Raw genomic sequence first — 16,366 nt, forward strand, 5'->3', positions numbered from 1 at the left:
TCCGGAGTTCGACCGCAAAGTACTGGAGGTGTTAAGGGAGCCGCTGGAGTCGGGCCATATCGTGATTTCCCGAGCGAAGGATCGCGTGCGATTCCCGGCACGTTTTCAGCTGGTGGCGGCAATGAATCCGTGCCCCTGTGGATATCTTGGCGAACCCACTGGCCGCTGCTCCTGCACCCCGGACATGGTCCAGCGCTATCGCAACAAACTGTCCGGGCCGTTGCTGGATCGGATCGATTTGCACCTGACGGTTGCGCGGGAGGCCACGGCGCTGAATCCGACGGTGAAACCCGGAGAGGACAGCGCCAGCGCGGCGGAGCGGGTCGCTGAAGCCCGTGAACGACAGCAAAAGCGCCAAGGGTGCGCCAACGCCTTTCTCGATTTGCCGGGGCTGCGCCGGCACTGCACGTTATCCACAGTCGATGAGACCTGGCTGGAAACGGCCTGTGAAAGGCTGACCCTGTCGCTGCGCTCGGCGCATCGGCTGCTGAAGGTGGCGCGAACCTTGGCGGATCTGGAGCAGGTCGACGGGATCAGGCGTGAGCATCTGGCGGAAGCATTGCAGTATCGGCCGGCGACGCAATAAGTGCCGACGCCGCATCGACTATTTCAAAGGCACCTCAACGAAACCGGTCAACCTCGGCACGCAAGTCTGCCGCCAGCTTCTCCAACTCTTTGGCAGTGACCGCCAGGTTCGACACCACTTCCCGCTGCTCGCTATTCGCCAGGGCAATGCTTTGCAAGTTACTGCTGAGCAAGGTCGCGGTGCTGCTCTGCTCCTGGGTCGCCGTGGTGATCGCGGCGAATTGCTGGCCAGCCGAACGGCTTTGCTCGTCGATACGCGCCAGCGCGGAGGCGACATTGGCATTGCGCGACAAGCCTTCCTGCATCAGCACATTACCCTGCTCCATGGTGCTGATGGCGTTGCCGGTTTCCTGCTGGATGCTCTGGATCATCACGGAAATCTCGTCCGTGGCCTGACGGGTGCGCGAAGCCAGGTTGCGCACCTCATCGGCCACCACGGCAAAGCCACGCCCCTGCTCACCGGCACGCGCCGCTTCGATCGCAGCATTAAGCGCCAACAAGTTGGTTTGTTCGGCGATCGAGGTGATGACGCCAACGATGCCGCCGATTTCCTGAGAGCGCTGGCCCAAAGTGTTGATCACCGTCGCGGTGCTGTTCAGTGCACCGGCGATTTGCTCCAGGGACGAGGACGCTTCGTCCATCGACGTGCGACCGATCCGGGTTTGCTGGGCGTTTTCCTGGGCCAGGCGCTGGGTGTTGCCCATGTTGTCGGCAATGTTCAGGGAGGTGGCGCTGAACTCTTCCACGGCCCCGGCCATGCTGGTGATCTCGCCCGATTGCTGCTCCATCCCTTCGTAGGCACCGCCAGACAAACCGGACAAGGCCTGGGCGCGGCTGTTGACCTCCATCGAGGCGTTGCGAATGTGCTCGACCATGGTCGACAACGCTTGACTCATCTGGTTAAACGCACGAGCCAACTGGCCGATTTCATCGTTGCTCGACACGCTTAGACGCACGCTCAAATCACCGGCGCCCAAGGCTTCGGCCTGACGCACCAGATCCCCCAGCGGCGCCAGTTTGCTGCGCAACAGCCAGACGGCCGCGCCGACCGCCAGCAACATCGCCAACAGACTGCCGATAGCCAACTGGATACCGACGCTCCAGGTCACAGCGCTGATTTCGGTTTTCGGCATGCTCGCCACCACCGACCACGGCCCGCCTTCAAACGGCACGGCAATGCTGTAGAAGTCTTCGGACTTGTCGCTCCAGAACCGGCCTTTGCCCGGCGTCTTGACCAGCGCCACGACGGCCGGCACGGCCTGATCCAGCGCTTGCACACCGGCAATCGGCACAAGCCATTTGTTCTGCTCGTCCAACAGTGCCAGTGAACCGGTCTGGCCGATGCGGAAACGCTTGAGGTTTTCGAACTGCGCGTTCTGCGCGTCGGTGTAATCGAAGCCCACGAACAGGACGGCAATCACCTTGCCGCTGCTGTCCCGTACCGGGGTGTATTGCGTCATGTAAGAGCGATCGAACAGCAAGGCACGCCCGACATAGCCCTGCCCCGCGATCAGGCGTGCGTAGGCCGGGTGAGCATGATCAAGCAGGGTGCCGATGGCCCGGCTGCCGTCCTGTTTGCTCAGGGAGGTACTGACCCGGATAAAGTCTTCGCCGCTGCGCACGAACACTGTCGCCACGCCAGCGGTCATCTGCTTGAACTCATCCACTTCCTTGAAGTTGTTGTTGAGCACTTCGCTGCCCAGATGCAGCCCCGGAGTCTGCGTGCCCGCAACCGTTACCGGCTCATCAGGGTGCACGCTCAGGCCAGCACTGAAACGCTTTTCGAACAGGCCCGCCAGGCGCTGGGTGCTTTCACGCAACGTACCGTGGAAGGTGCTCAGCTGATCGGCCAATAACCGGGCTTCGCTCGCCAGATGCTCTTCGCGGGTGGCCAGGTTGGCGGTGTTCAGCGAACGCAGGGCGAACAAGGTACTTGCGCTGATGACAGTCACCAGAATCACAGCGAGCGCAAGACCCAACTGCGAGGCGATCCGGGCACGAGGTTGAGACATGACGGCTCCTGGCCGAGCGCCCGGATCATCCTGATCGCAACGCACACTCAGCAAAATTTCTGATAATGGGGAAAGCGTCGAACCTGCACGAAGGTCCCACTTGCAGATTTTCGGCGGAGGGAGGGAATACTTGAGTAAAAAACCGGGATATTGCTTAAGGCCGCCATTGCGGCGGCTCTATCGTTTCAGCTCAAGTGCTCGACATCCGGCAATTCCATCGCCCGGACTTCACTTTGCAGGAAATCGCTGAGCCGACGCATACGCTCGCCACCGGGACGGGTTTTCGGCCAGACCAGGTAATAACGCTCGCCGCTGGCGACCGCCGTCGGCCATGGCAGGCTCAAGCGTCCCTGCGCCACATCCTCCGCCACCATCAGCAGATCCCCCATGGACACGCCGTAGCCGCGGGCGGCCGCGATCATGCCCAGTTCCAGCGTATCGAACACCTGCCCCCCCTTGAGTGACACTTGATCGGCCAGGCCCATGCGCTCCAGCCAGTTACGCCAGTCGCGCCGGTCCGGTGTCGGGTGCAGCAACTCGGTGTTCGCCAGCCGCGCCGCGTCCCAGGGCTGATCGCTCGGCAGGTTGGGCGCGCCCACCGGGATCAGTTCCTCGGGAAACAGATAACTCGCCTCCCAATCCGGCGGGAAGTGCCCGTTGCTCAGCAACACGGCACAGTCGAACGGCTCGTCGTTGAAATCCACCGAATCGACATCCATCCAGGCGCTGGTCAATTGCACCTCGTTGCCCGGTTGCAGATGGCGGAAACGACTCAGGCGCGCCAGCAACCAGCGCATGGTCAGGGTCGACGGCGCTTTCATGCGCAGGATGTCGTCTTCGGCGCGCAGGGTGTTACAGGCGCGCTCCAGTGCGGTGAACCCCTCGCGGATGCCCGGCAACAGCAAGCGAGCCGATTCGGTCAGTTGCAGATGGCGACCACTGCGATGAAACAGGCGGCAGGCAAAGTGCTCTTCGAGCGTACGAATGTGCCGGCTGACCGCACTCTGGGTGATCGACAGTTCTTCAGCCGCTCGCGTAAACGAACTGTGCCGCGCCGCAGCTTCGAATGCGCGCAAGGCATACAAGGGAGGAAGGCGACGTGACATTGGGAAAGCTCCTACAGCGGGATAAGGCCACCCTAGCAGAAACTCTCCAGCATGAGTTTTAATCATGCCACCCATCCTTTTTATCCCTTTGTGCATTCCGCGCAGAGCGCCGAGAATCGACGCTTTCCTGTCCTCTTTGATAAACGAGCGTGATGACCATGCAGCATCCAGCGCGTATTGAACTCTGGGCCATCCTGCGGCTGGCGGGGCCGTTGATTGCCTCGCAGTTGGCGCACATGTTGATGGTCCTCACCGACACCTTGATGATGGCGCGCCTGAGTCCCGAGGCATTGGCCGGTGGTGGACTCGGCGCGGCGACCTATTCGTTCGTGTCGATTTTTTGTATCGGCGTCATTGCTGCGGTCGGCACCCTGGTGGCGATCCGTCAGGGTGCCGGCGATATCCTCGGCGCGACCCGGTTGACCCAGGCCGGATTGTGGCTGGCGTGGCTGATGGCACTGGTCGCCGGTTTGCTGCTGTGGAATCTGAAACCGGTGCTGCTGCTGTTCGGCCAGGCTGAGATCAACGTCCAGTCGGCGGGTCAGTTTCTGATCTTTCTGCCATTCGCCCTGCCCGGCTACCTGAGCTTCATGGCCCTGCGTGGTTTCACCAGCGCCATCGGCCGGGCCACGCCAGTGATGGTGATCAGCCTGGGCGGTACGGTGGCGAACTTCCTGCTCAACTACGCCCTGATTACCGGCCTGTTCGGCCTGCCGAAACTGGGGCTGATGGGGATTGGCCTGGTCACGGCGATTGTCGCCAACCTCATGGCCCTGGCATTGGCGCTGCACATTCGTCGGCATCCGGCTTACGACGCCTATCCGCTACGTCATGGCCTGCTGCGGCTCAACCGGCCGTACCTGAAAGAGCTGTGGCGTCTGGGCCTGCCGATTGGCGGCACCTACGCAGTGGAGGTCGGGTTGTTTGCCTTCGCGGCGCTGTGCATGGGCACCATGGGCAGCACGCCATTGGGAGCACACCAGATCGCCCTGCAGATCGTTTCGGTGGCGTTCATGGTGCCAGCGGGGATTTCCTACGCGATCACCATGCGCATCGGCCAGCACTACGGCGCCGGGCAACTGCCCGACGCACGACTGGCTGGCCGGGTCGGCCTCGCTTTCGGTGCTGCGGCGATGCTGTGTTTTGCGATGGTGTTCTGGCTGTTGCCGAACCAGTTGGTGGGGCTGTTTCTTGACCACAACGACCCGGCGTTTCGCGACGTCATCCACCTGGCGGTGAGCCTGTTGGCGGTGGCGGCGTGGTTCGAGCTGTTCGACGGGACGCAAACCATCGCCATGGGCTGCATTCGTGGCCTCAAGGACGCCAAGACCACGTTCCTGGTTGGATTGGCTTGCTATTGGCTGATCGGCGCGCCAGCGGCCTGGTGGATGGCGTTCGACTTGCAATGGGGGCCGACGGGCGTCTGGTGGGGCCTGGCGCTGGGCCTGGCGTGCTCGGCGGTGAGTCTGACACTGGCGTTCGAGTGGAAGATGAAGCGCATGATTCGGCGGGACACAACATCAGAGCAGCGCTTCGGGGTTGCTCAGACCGACTGAGATCCCTTGTAGGAGCGAGCTTGCTCGCGATAAACCTGAGAACGCCGCGGTGCACCTGCGAACCAGCGTTATCGTTGTCGATCATCGCGAGCAAGCTCGCTCCTACAGGGCTCCGTGGCAGCCAATTATTCGCGGTCAGCTGACGATTTCCAGCGGCGCCTTCTGACTGGAGTCAAACGTCAGGTACTCCACCAGATCCGCCAAGGCCAACGGCTTGCTGATCAGATAACCCTGTACCTGATCGCACTCAAACCCGCGCAACAAGTCCAGTTGCTCCGACGTCTCCACCCCTTCGGCGACGACTTCGAGGTTGAGGTTGTGCGCCAGGTTGATCATCGCGTGGACCAGTTTGCGATTCTCTTCCCGTTGCTCCATGCCGCCGACAAAACTCTTGTCGATCTTCAGCAAGGTAATCGGCAGGCTATTGAGGTGTACGAACGAGGAAAACCCGGTGCCGAAGTCGTCGAGGGAGAAGCGCACCCCAAGGCGCCCGAGGGCATCCATGGTCTGCTTCACCAGATCGCTACGGCGCATGACCGCGGTTTCGGTCAATTCGAACTCCAGCCATTGCGCCTCGACGCCACGTTCGGCAATCAGCCGGCTCAGGGTCGAGAGCAACTGACTGTCTTGAAACTGTCGGAATGACAGGTTGATCGCCATGTGTAATGGCGGTATCCCGAGCTCGAGCAATGCCTGCATGTCGCGCAAGGCCCGGGAAATGACCCAGTACCCCAGCGGCACAATCAGACCACTTTGCTCGGCCAGCGGCACGAACTCGCTCGGTGGCAACAAGCCACGCTCGCCGTGGCGCCAGCGCACCAACGCCTCGAGTCCGACGATTTGCCCGTCCTCAAGGTTCAGGCGTGGCTGGTAATGCAGTTCCAGCTCATCGCGGCGCAATGCCCGGCGCAGTTCGCTTTCGAGGTCGGCGATGCTGCGGGCATTGCGGTTGATGCGTTCGTTGAAGATATGGAAGGTACAGCCCTGAGTGCTCTTGGCCTGTTGCATGGCGATGTGTGCATGCCACATCAACGGATCGGCACCGGCCTGGGCCCGGGCGTGGGCAATGCCCAGGCTGGAACCGATCAGCAGGCTCTCACCATCGACCCAATAAGGCTCGGCCAACGCTTCGGTGATGCGCTCGGCCATCCATTCCGCGCGTTGAGGCGCGCGGCGGGTGTCGATCAGCAACGCGAATTCATCGCTGCCCAGCCGTGCCAGTTGATCGCCGGCCTCAAGCTGGCTTTTGAGCCGCGCGACCACTTGCAGGATCAACCGGTCACCGGCCTGATGGCCGAGGGCGTCGTTGGCATGACGGAAGTTATCGAGGTCCAGGTGGCCCAGCGCCAGGCCTCGCCCTTCGTTTTCGGCCAATCGAGCCGTCAGCAAGGTCTGGAAGCCCTGGCGATTGGCAATGCCGGTGAGCGGGTCTTGCTCGGCGAGTCGTTGCAGGGTGGTTTCCAGCACGCCACGCTCACGCACATGCCGCAGGCACCGGCGCAGCATGCTCGGGTCGAGATGCTCGCGTACCAGCCAGTCACTCACACCGTCGGGTGGAGTCAGCGGTTCATGTTCAAGCAGCAACACCGTCGGCAGACAGCAACGGCCAGGCGCCGGCTGAAGAGCCGGGACGGTCAACAACACCGCACTGCGGTTGTCATCGAACAGACTGCTGACCGACTCCCAACTCGGCGCGCTGATGAGCACGGCCGAGCTCCCCATCGGAGCCAGACACTCGCGCAACAACGCTGCCCACGCTGGCTCTTCGGCCAGTAGCAGCAAACGCAAGGGTTCGACAGGCGTAGACAAGCTAGCTCCCTAGACTCTGCAAATATGTAGGCGGTGGGCATTATGCCGTGCCGATAACCAATGACCAATGACCAATGACCAATGACCAATGACATCAGTTATCAAAACGAAGCCTTTGTATCCGGAATTACGAACAGTAGACGCAATTTGGTCGCGCATCCTGCGTGAAAGTAACAAAACCGGCAAATAGAGATCGCGTTATACGTCACAAGTCGGACAGAGCAGCACAAATCGCTGAGCCTGTTAAAATGCCGGCCCATTTCGTACTGACTCCTGAATTTACGTATGTCCCGACTCAATCCCCGGCAGCAAGAAGCCGTGAGCTACGTCGGCGGCCCTCTTTTGGTGCTCGCCGGCGCTGGCTCCGGCAAGACCAGCGTGATCACGCGCAAGATCGCACATTTGATCCAGAACTGTGGCATCCGCGCCCAGTACATCGTCGCCATGACCTTTACCAACAAGGCGGCGCGCGAGATGAAGGAACGGGTCGGCACGCTGCTGCGCGCCGGTGAAGGCCGCGGTTTGACGGTCTGTACCTTCCACAACCTGGGCCTGAACATCATCCGCAAGGAGCACGCGCGGCTGGGCTATAAGCCGGGCTTCTCGATTTTCGACGAGGCCGACGTCAAGGCCCTGATGACCGACATCATGCAGAAGGAATACTCGGGCGACGACGGCGTCGACGAGATCAAGAACATGATCGGCGCCTGGAAGAACGACCTGATCCTGCCGCCCCAGGCCCTGGAAAACGCACGCAACCCGAAGGAACAGACGGCTGCCATCGTCTACACCCACTACCAGCGCACGCTCAAGGCGTTCAACGCGGTGGACTTCGACGACTTGATCCTGCTGCCGGTGAAGCTGTTCGAAGAACACGCCGACATCCTGGAAAAGTGGCAGAACAAGGTGCGTTACCTGCTGGTGGACGAATACCAGGACACCAACGCCAGCCAGTACCTGCTGGTGAAAATGCTCATCGGCAAACGTAACCAGTTCACCGTGGTGGGCGACGACGACCAGTCGATCTATGCCTGGCGCGGCGCGCGCCCGGAAAACCTGATGCTGCTCAAGGACGACTACCCGTCGTTGAAAGTGGTGATGCTGGAGCAAAACTATCGCTCCACCAGCCGCATCCTGCGCTGCGCCAACGTGCTGATTTCGAACAACCCCCACGAGTTCGAAAAGCAGCTGTGGAGTGAAATGGGCCACGGCGACGAGATCCGCGTGATCCGCTGCCGCAACGAAGACGCCGAAGCCGAGCGCGTGGCCGTGGAAATCCTCAGCCTGCACTTGCGCACCGATCGCCCTTACAGCGATTTCGCCATCCTGTATCGCGGTAACTACCAGGCCAAGCTGATCGAGCTGAAATTGCAGCACCACCAGGTGCCGTATCGCCTGTCCGGCGGCAACAGCTTTTTCGGACGCCAGGAAGTGAAAGACCTGATGGCCTACTTCCGCCTGATCGTGAACCCGGACGACGACAACGCCTTCCTGCGGGTGATCAACGTTCCACGTCGGGAAATCGGTTCGACGACGCTGGAGAAGCTGGGCAACTACGCCACCGAGCGAAAAATCTCGATGTACGCCGCCACCGACGAAATCGGCCTGGGCGAGCACCTGGATTCACGCTTCACCGATCGCCTGTCGCGCTTCAAGCGCTTCATGGACAAGGTGCGCGAACAATGCGCCGGCGAAGACCCGATCTCGGCCCTGCGCAGCATGGTCATGGACATCGACTACGAGAACTGGCTGCGTACCAACAGCTCCAGCGACAAGGCCGCCGACTACCGCATGGGTAACGTCTGGTTTCTGATCGAGGCGCTGAAGAACACCCTGGAAAAAGACGAAGACGGCGAAATGACCGTCGAAGACGCCATCGGCAAACTGGTGCTGCGCGACATGCTGGAGCGTCAACAGGAAGAGGAAGACGGTGCCGAAGGTGTGCAGATGATGACCCTGCACGCCTCCAAGGGCCTGGAATTCCCTTACGTGTTCATCATGGGCATGGAAGAGGAAATCCTCCCCCACCGCTCCAGCATCGAAGCCGACACCATCGAAGAAGAACGCCGACTGGCCTACGTCGGGATCACCCGCGCGCGTCAGACCCTGGCCTTCACTTTTGCCGCCAAGCGCAAGCAATACGGCGAGATCATCGACTGCGCACCGAGTCGCTTCCTCGATGAACTGCCGCCGGACGACCTGGCCTGGGAAGGCAACGACGACACCCCGACCGAAGTCAAAGCCGTTCGCGGCAATAGCGCATTGGCGGATATACGCGCGATGTTAAAGCGCTAGAATTGACCACTTTTACTAGACCTTCGGCGCAAAAGACGCCAAAAGAGGACAGTTTCATGGAAGCACTGCACCAGAAAATTCGCGAACAAGGCATCGTGCTTTCCGACCAGGTCCTGAAGGTCGATGCCTTTTTGAACCACCAGATCGACCCTGCCCTGATGAAGCTGATCGGCGACGAGTTCGCCTCGCTGTTCAAGGACTCGGGCATCACCAAGATCGTCACCATCGAAGCCTCGGGCATCGCCCCGGCGATCATGACGGGCCTGAACCTTGGCGTACCGGTGATTTTCGCCCGCAAGCACCAGTCCCTGACCCTGACCGAAAACCTGCTGTCGGCGACCGTCTACTCGTTCACCAAGCAGACCGAGAGCACCGTGGCAATCTCCCCGCGCCACCTGACCAGTAGCGACCGCGTGCTGATCATCGATGACTTCCTGGCCAACGGTAAGGCGTCCCAGGCACTGATTTCGATCATCAAGCAGGCCGGCGCCACCGTGGCTGGTTTGGGGATCGTGATCGAGAAGTCGTTCCAGGGCGGTCGTGCGGAGCTGGATGCGCAGGGCTATCGCGTCGAGTCCCTGGCGCGCGTGAAATCCCTGGCTGGCGGCGTCGTGACCTTCATCGAATAACGCCCGAACACTGCAATACCTGTGGGAGCCAGCCTGCTGGCTCCCACAGTTGGTTTTGCGGTGGGCGTTATGGCGCGGTGGCCTTAAGGCCCGCGAGCAACAATCGCTGATACAAATCCTCTTTCAATCCTTCAGGGCTGGTCAGTTGCATGCGTTCCAAGTGTTCAGGAAACGCATCGGGCTCCGGCGCATCCAGCGCAGCCTTGCCCAACTCCAGAATCTCGCTCAGCTTGAATTTGCTCTTGAGCCAATTCAGCGCCCGCAACAAGTCCCGCTCCACTTCCGTGAAATCGCAGCCCAACGGATACTCCGGAAACAAGTGCGGGTGCCGCGCCTGAATTGCCAGCAAACGTTGCGGGCTGTTATCGGTGAAACGCGGATCGAGACGGAAATCCTTCGGCAATTTGCCGACCTTCTGCGCCTGCTCGATCAGCCCCGGCTGGAAACGTGAGTCGCTGATATTCAACAACGCCTCAATCACTGCAGCATCGGTCTTGCCCCGCAGATCGGCGATGCCGTACTCGGTGACCACGATGTCGCGCAAATGCCGCGGTATCGTGCAGTGACCATACTCCCAAACCATATTGGAACTGACATCGCCGCCCGACTCGCGCCAGCTGCGCAGCAGTAGCACCGAGCGCGCGCCCTGCAATGCATGGCCCTGGGCAACGAAGTTGTACTGCCCGCCCACGCCGCTGAGCACGCGTCCATCCTCAAGCTGATCCGCCACGCCCGCGCCGAGCAAGGTCATGGTGAATGCGGTGTTGATGAACCGTGCATCGAGGCGCTGCAAGCGCTTTAACTCTTCCTGGCCATAGAGTTCGTTGATGTAGCTGATACGAGTCATGTTGAATGCGAGCCGCTTGCCTTGCGGCCATTCGCGCAAGCGCTCATAGAAACTGCGCGGCCCGAGGAAGAAGCCGCCATGCACCGAAATGCCGCCAGTCTGCGCCGCTTCTTCCAGGGTGCCGGCATTCGCCTGTTGCTGGGTCGGCACATCCGGGTAGACCTTGCGCCGTACGATCCCGGCATCCGCCAGCACCAGCAGACCGTTGACGAACATTTCGCTGCAACCATAAAGGCCCCTGGCGAACGGCTCGGTGCCGCCTTCGCGGTCGATCAATTGAGCCCACTGGCTCAGATTCAGATCCGCCAGCAGCGCCTTGTAGCCGCTGTTATCGGCCTGCCGTGCCAGCAACGCGGCAGTCAGCGCATCGCCCATGGCGCCGATGCCGATCTGCAAGGTGCCGCCATCGCGCACCAGCGTGCTGGCGTGTAAACCGATGAAGTGATCCTGGAACCCCACCGGCATGTTTGGCGTGGAGAACAGCGTGGTGTTGTCCTTTTCGTCGATCAGCAGATCAAACGTATCGATGCCGACCTCGGCATCACCGGGCATGTAGGGCAAATCGTTGTGCACCTGGCCAAGCATCAGGATCGTCTCCCCGGCGGCCCGGCGCCTGGCGATCATTGGCAACAGGTCGAGGGTGATGTCCGGGTTGCAGCTCAGGCTCAAGCGGTCTGGATGCTCGGCATGACTGGCCACCAACTGCGCAACCAGGTTCAACCCGGCGGCGTTGATATCCCGCGCGGCATGGCTGTAGTTGCTGCTGATGTAATCCTGTTGAGCCGATTCACTGTGCAGCAGACTGCCGGGCTGCATGAAAAACTGCTGGATATGGATGTTGCGCGGCAAGCTGTCGCGACGCAGGTCGGCAAGGAAATCCAGTTCCGGGTAATCGCCGAAAACCCGTTCGGTGAAGGGTTCGAGGAAACGCTTTTGCAACCCGTCACCCAGCGCGGGGCGCCCCAGGCACAGCGCGGTGTAGATCGTCAGCCGCCGCTGCGGCAATTGCGCGATACGTTGATACAACGCGTTGACGAAGTGATTGGGCTTGCCCAAGCCCAAAGGCAGGCCCATGTGGATATGCGCCGGCAACCGTGCCAACACGTCATCAACCGCTTGCTCGATAGAACACAGCTGAACCATCCAAACCTCCTGACATTCCATGATGCGGGGTTGGACTGAGCTTGCCGGGTCTTGGTTGCAATGAACAGCCTGCAAGCAACACAAAACCCTGTAGGAGCGAGCGGCGATCCGCGGGCACAAAAAAACCGTCCGGAGACGGTTTTTTGCGAAAGATGCAGCGCCTTACTTCAGGCCGGACATCTTCTGGATCGCGCCTTTGAGCTCGGCGTCGGAGCAATCGGCGCAAGTGCCTTTAGGCGGCATCGAGTTGATACCGGTAATGGCTTTGGCCAGGATGCCGTCCAGGCCGCCCTGGTGATCGGCACGATCTTTCCAGGCAGCGGCATCACCGATTTTCGGTGCGCCCAGCAGGCCGGAGCCGTGGCAAGCGTTGCAATGTTTTGCAATCACTTCGTCAGGCGTCTTGGCACCGCCACCGCCGCCGGCAGAGGCGGCGACTTCCATGCCCTTGCACTCTTTACCCTGAACACACACCTGGCCGACTGGCTCAAGGCGCTTGGCAATATCGTCGTTGGTCGCAGCTTGAGCGCTGACAGCCCAGAGGGCCAATACGGTTGCTGGTGCAGCCAGCATTTTCATAATTAGATTCACGCGTTCACCCTCAATGGTGGCTAGTCACGCCTACGGCCACGGTTCGCAGGCGGGCGCAAGTATAGCGGTAAGCCCGCGACACTGAAACAACCCCAAAGTCGAAGGGGTCTTGTTGCGTAACGGTAAAACCGCCCGGGGGCCTCGGCCATGCTGGCAGGGCGCCTCTTTCCTTAAAAGTTCGCCGGCGTAGCTGCGCTGATTAGTCGCGCCGGCGCATCGAACGGATTACGGAAACGATGCGGCTTGGTACTTTCAAAGTAGTAGCTATCGCCCGCTTCGAGCACAAATGTTTCGAGTCCCACCACCAGCTCCAGCCGTCCCTCGACCAAAATGCCGGTTTCCTCGCCCTCATGGGTGAGCATCTCTTCACCGGTATCGGCGCCTGGCGGGTAGATTTCAGTGAGGAACGTGATCGCCCGACTCGGGTGTGCCCGGCCAACCAGTTTCATGGTCACTGCACCATCGGAAATATCGATCAGCTCGTTGGCTTTGTAGACGATCTGAGCCGGTTTTTCCTGCAGGATTTCTTCCGAGAAGAACTCGACCATGGACATGGGAATCCCGCCCAACACTTTGCGCAGCGAGCTGATCGAGGGGCTGACGCTGTTCTTCTCGATCATCGAAATGGTGCTGTTGGTGACGCCCGCGCGCTTGGCGAGCTCACGCTGGGAAAGACCTTTCAGCTTACGGATTGATTGCAGTCGCTCACCGACGTCCAATGCTGGAGCCTCCAGGAATTCAGGTTGTTGGAATAATGAGCGTTATCATGGCGACAGCGTTCAGTATTTACAACACTTTGACCTGAATCCTGTTCGGCGAGACAACTTCCGGTCCGGCCTGTCTGGCCTTAGCTCCCGGAATAGAGCAGTGGCACCCGGCGCAGGTTGCAGAAGATCTGGTAAGGAATTGTCCCGGCCGCAATGGCCACGTCACTGGCCAGAATGTTCTTGCCCCACAGCTCCACGGTAGAACCCAGGCCCGCTTGCGGCACATCGGTCAGGTCGATGCACAGCATGTCCATGGACACGCGACCGATCAATTGGCTACGTTGCCCGGCGACCAACACTGGCGTGCCGGTTGGCGCCAGGCGCGGGTAGCCATCGGCGTAACCCATGGCCACCACGCCAACGCGCATCGGTTTCTGGGTGATGAATTTGGCGCCATAACCAATCGGCTCGCCGGCCGGCAGCTCACGCACGCAGATCACTTTCGATTCGAGGGTCATCACCGGTTGCAGGCGTGCAGCCAGGGCATTGGCTTCTTCGAATGGCGTGGCGCCGTAGAGCATGATGCCCGGGCGCACCCAATCGCTCGGTACCTGAGGCCAACCGAGCACCGCCGGCGAGTTGCGCAGGCTGACCTCGGCCGACAACCCCTGACGCGCCGCTTCAAACACCGCGACCTGCTCGGCGCTCGCTTGACTGTGCAACTCATCGGCACGGGCGAAGTGGCTCATCAGCACGATCTTTGCGACCTTGCCACTGGCCAGCAGACGTTGATAGGCCGCCTGGTAATCCTTCGGATGCAGGCCCACCCGGTGCATGCCCGAATCGAGCTTGAGCCAGACCACAATCGGTTTGCTCAATGCAGCCTTCTCGATCGCTTCGAGCTGCCACAGCGAATGCACCACGCACCAGAAGTCATGCTCGACGATCAGCGACAGTTCATCGGCTTCGAAAAAACCTTCCAGCAACAGCACCGGCGCACGAATGCCCGCAGCCCGCAGTTCCAGGGCTTCTTCGATGCAGGCCACGGCAAAACCGTCGGCCTCGGCTTCCAGCGCCTGGGCGCAACGCACCGCGCCATGGCCATAAGCGTCAGCCTTGATGACCGCTAGGGCCTTGGCACCCGAAACTTCACGGGCGATTTGGTAGTTATGACGCAGGGCTTGAAGGTCGATCAGGGCACGGGCAGGACGCATGGCGGCAGACTTCTGGTCGGTCGTTTGGAAGAAAAACCGGCGCTGGCTGATGACATTAGCCGCCAGCAGCGCCGGGAGAGGGATCTTTCAGACTTGCTTATGGCAGAGCGGCTACAACCGACAGCTCCACCAGAATTTCCGGTTCGCACAGTTTCGCTTCGACGGTAGCACGGGCCGGTGTGGCGCCTTTGGGCAACCACTGGTCCCAGACCGAGTTCATGCCTTCGAAGTGTGCATCAATGTCTTTCAGGTAAATCGTCACCGACAGCAGACGGTTTTTGTCGGTCCCGGCCAGATCGAGCAAACGCTCGATGTTGGCGAGGGCTTCACGAGTCTGCTGTTCAATCCCGGCGTTCATGTCGTCGCCAACCTGCCCGGCCAGATAAACCGTGCCGTTGTGGGTGACGATCTGACTCATGCGCTCATTGGTGAGCTGGCGCTGGATTGACATGCTTTGCGGACTCCTGGGTTTTGTTGCCATAACGGGAAATATCGAGGCCTTCGGCGCTGATCTGCGGCTTCTTCTTCGCCATCAGATCAGCCAGCAAGCGGCCGGAACCACAAGCCATGGTCCAGCCCAAGGTGCCGTGACCGGTGTTCAGGAACAGATTCTTGAACGGTGTGGCGCCAACGATCGGCGTGCCGTCCGGAGTGGTCGGACGCAGGCCGGTCCAGAAGCTGGCCTCGGCCAGATTACCGCCCTGAGGATAAAGGTCGTTAACGATCATCTCCAGGGTTTCGCGCCGACGCGGGTTCAGCGACAGGTCAAAACCGGCGATTTCAGCCATGCCGCCGACGCGGATGCGGTTGTCGAAACGGGTGATTGCGACCTTGTAGGTCTCGTCGAGAATGGTCGAAGTCGGGGCCATGGCCGGGTTGGTGATCGGCACGGTCAGGGAGTAACCCTTGAGCGGATACACCGGAGCCTTGATGCCCAATGGCTTGAGCAGTTGCGGCGAGTAGCTGCCGAGTGCCAGGACGTAGCGGTCCGCGGTTTCCAGTTTGCCGTCGATCCACACACCGTTGATGCGATCGCCGGCGAAGTCGAGGCGCTGAATGTCCTGACCGAAGCGGAATTGCACACCGAGGTTCGCGGCCATCTCTGCAAGCTTGGTGGTGAACATCTGGCAGTCGCCAGTCTGGTCGTTCGGCAGGCGCAGGGCACCGGCGAGGATGTCGGTGACGCTGGCCAGGGCCGGCTCGACGCGGGCAATGCCTTCGCGGTCCAGCAGTTCGAACGGCACGCCGGATTCTTTCAACACGGCGATGTCTTTCGCGGCGCCGTCGAGTTGGGCCTGGGTGCGGAACAATTGAGTCGTGCCGAGGCTGCGGCCTTCGTAGGCAATGCCGGTTTCGGCGCGCAATTCGTCGAGGCAGTCACGGCTGTACTCGGACAGACGGACCATGCGCTCCTTGTTCACCGCGTAACGGCTGGCGGTGCAGTTGCGCAGCATCTGCGCCATCCACAGGTATTGGTCGATGTCGCCGGTGGCCTTGATCGCCAGCGGTGCGTGACGCTGCAACAGCCACTTGATGGCTTTGAGCGGCACGCCCGGTGCGGCCCACGGCGAGGCATAACCCGGCGAAACCTGGCCGGCGTTGGCGAAACTGGTCTCCATCGCGGCAGCCGGCTGCCGGTCGACGACCACCACTTCAAACCCGGCACGCGCCAGATAGTAAGCACTGGTGGTACCGATGACGCCGCTACCCAAGACCATGACGCGCATTTTCATATCCCTCATCGCGGCTAACCGCTGACGTTTGTTGTTCAGAGCTTTAGATAGGCGCAGTGTAAAAAAGAATAGCCAGTGATTTTCACTATATAAGCGCTTATATTTGGCGACAATTCTCGGCAAAAACCCTTTTCACGGA

13 protein-coding genes are annotated in these 16,366 nt (G+C 60.7%); 4 read left to right on the top strand and 9 right to left on the bottom strand.

Going from position 1 to position 16,366, the window contains the following annotated elements:
• A partial coding sequence (locus ACX3YD_RS14675; RefSeq protein WP_458960419.1) for an ATP-binding protein occupies nucleotides 1–586 on the top strand: 586 nt, incomplete at its 5' end.
• 34 nt (nucleotides 587–620) lie between these two features.
• On the opposite strand, the gene ACX3YD_RS14680 is transcribed toward ACX3YD_RS14675, so the two are convergent.
• Together ACX3YD_RS14680 and ACX3YD_RS14685 are read right to left on the bottom strand one after the other, a co-directional pair.
• Nucleotides 621–2,597, bottom strand: a complete 1,977-nt coding sequence (locus ACX3YD_RS14680) for a methyl-accepting chemotaxis protein (protein ID WP_458960420.1) — start codon at nucleotides 2,595–2,597, stop codon at nucleotides 621–623.
• A gap of 185 nt (nucleotides 2,598–2,782) precedes the next feature.
• Nucleotides 2,783–3,703 carry a LysR substrate-binding domain-containing protein gene (locus ACX3YD_RS14685; protein WP_103402924.1) on the bottom strand — a complete coding sequence of 307 codons (921 nt, stop codon included), beginning with the start codon at nucleotides 3,701–3,703 and terminating at the stop codon, nucleotides 2,783–2,785.
• A gap of 158 nt (nucleotides 3,704–3,861) precedes the next feature.
• Here ACX3YD_RS14685 and ACX3YD_RS14690 point away from each other — a divergent pair, with 158 nt between their 5' ends.
• On the top strand, nucleotides 3,862–5,259 hold the full coding sequence (locus ACX3YD_RS14690; RefSeq protein ID WP_458960421.1) for a NorM family multidrug efflux MATE transporter: 1,398 nt from the start codon (nucleotides 3,862–3,864) through the stop codon (nucleotides 5,257–5,259).
• Nucleotides 5,260–5,394: 135 nt separating this feature from the next.
• Here the strand turns inward: ACX3YD_RS14690 and ACX3YD_RS14695 are convergent, their stop codons facing one another.
• Nucleotides 5,395–7,068, bottom strand: a complete 1,674-nt coding sequence (locus ACX3YD_RS14695) for a putative bifunctional diguanylate cyclase/phosphodiesterase (RefSeq protein ID WP_047535048.1) — start codon at nucleotides 7,066–7,068, stop codon at nucleotides 5,395–5,397.
• A gap of 285 nt (nucleotides 7,069–7,353) precedes the next feature.
• Between ACX3YD_RS14695 and rep the strand changes: the two genes are divergently transcribed.
• Complete coding sequence (gene rep / locus ACX3YD_RS14700; protein ID WP_047535049.1) at nucleotides 7,354–9,363, top strand: DNA helicase Rep; 2,010 nt, start codon at nucleotides 7,354–7,356, stop codon at nucleotides 9,361–9,363.
• 56 nt (nucleotides 9,364–9,419) lie between these two features.
• Nucleotides 9,420–9,992, top strand: coding sequence for a xanthine phosphoribosyltransferase (locus ACX3YD_RS14705; RefSeq protein WP_196584668.1), 573 nt, complete (start codon nucleotides 9,420–9,422; stop codon nucleotides 9,990–9,992).
• 67 nt (nucleotides 9,993–10,059) lie between these two features.
• Here the strand turns inward: ACX3YD_RS14705 and ACX3YD_RS14710 are convergent, their stop codons facing one another.
• From ACX3YD_RS14710 to dadA, 6 genes are all read right to left on the bottom strand, one after another.
• Nucleotides 10,060–11,982, bottom strand: a complete 1,923-nt coding sequence (locus tag ACX3YD_RS14710; protein WP_458960422.1) for an acetyl-CoA hydrolase/transferase C-terminal domain-containing protein — start codon at nucleotides 11,980–11,982, stop codon at nucleotides 10,060–10,062.
• A gap of 162 nt (nucleotides 11,983–12,144) precedes the next feature.
• Nucleotides 12,145–12,561, bottom strand: a complete 417-nt coding sequence (locus ACX3YD_RS14715; RefSeq protein ID WP_047535053.1) for a c-type cytochrome — start codon at nucleotides 12,559–12,561, stop codon at nucleotides 12,145–12,147.
• 182 nt (nucleotides 12,562–12,743) lie between these two features.
• Nucleotides 12,744–13,292: a cupin domain-containing protein gene (locus ACX3YD_RS14720; protein WP_090326586.1), complete on the bottom strand. Its 549-nt coding sequence runs from the start codon at nucleotides 13,290–13,292 to the stop codon at nucleotides 12,744–12,746.
• A 128-nt stretch (nucleotides 13,293–13,420) separates the two neighbouring features.
• The gene (gene alr / locus ACX3YD_RS14725) at nucleotides 13,421–14,494 is read right to left on the bottom strand and encodes an alanine racemase (RefSeq protein WP_103402927.1); all 1,074 of its coding nucleotides are present in this window, start codon (nucleotides 14,492–14,494) and stop codon (nucleotides 13,421–13,423) included.
• 97 nt (nucleotides 14,495–14,591) lie between these two features.
• A complete protein-coding gene (locus ACX3YD_RS14730; protein ID WP_047535056.1) occupies nucleotides 14,592–14,945 on the bottom strand; it encodes a RidA family protein in 354 nt (117 codons plus the stop codon).
• A complete protein-coding gene (dadA, locus tag ACX3YD_RS14735; protein WP_047539144.1) occupies nucleotides 14,917–16,221 on the bottom strand; it encodes a D-amino acid dehydrogenase in 1,305 nt (434 codons plus the stop codon). Before dadA ends, ACX3YD_RS14730 begins: the two co-directional genes overlap by 29 nt.
• Nucleotides 16,222–16,366 lie beyond the last annotated feature (145 nt).

It is taken from the genome of Pseudomonas fluorescens group sp. PF-1 (assembly GCF_054481335.1).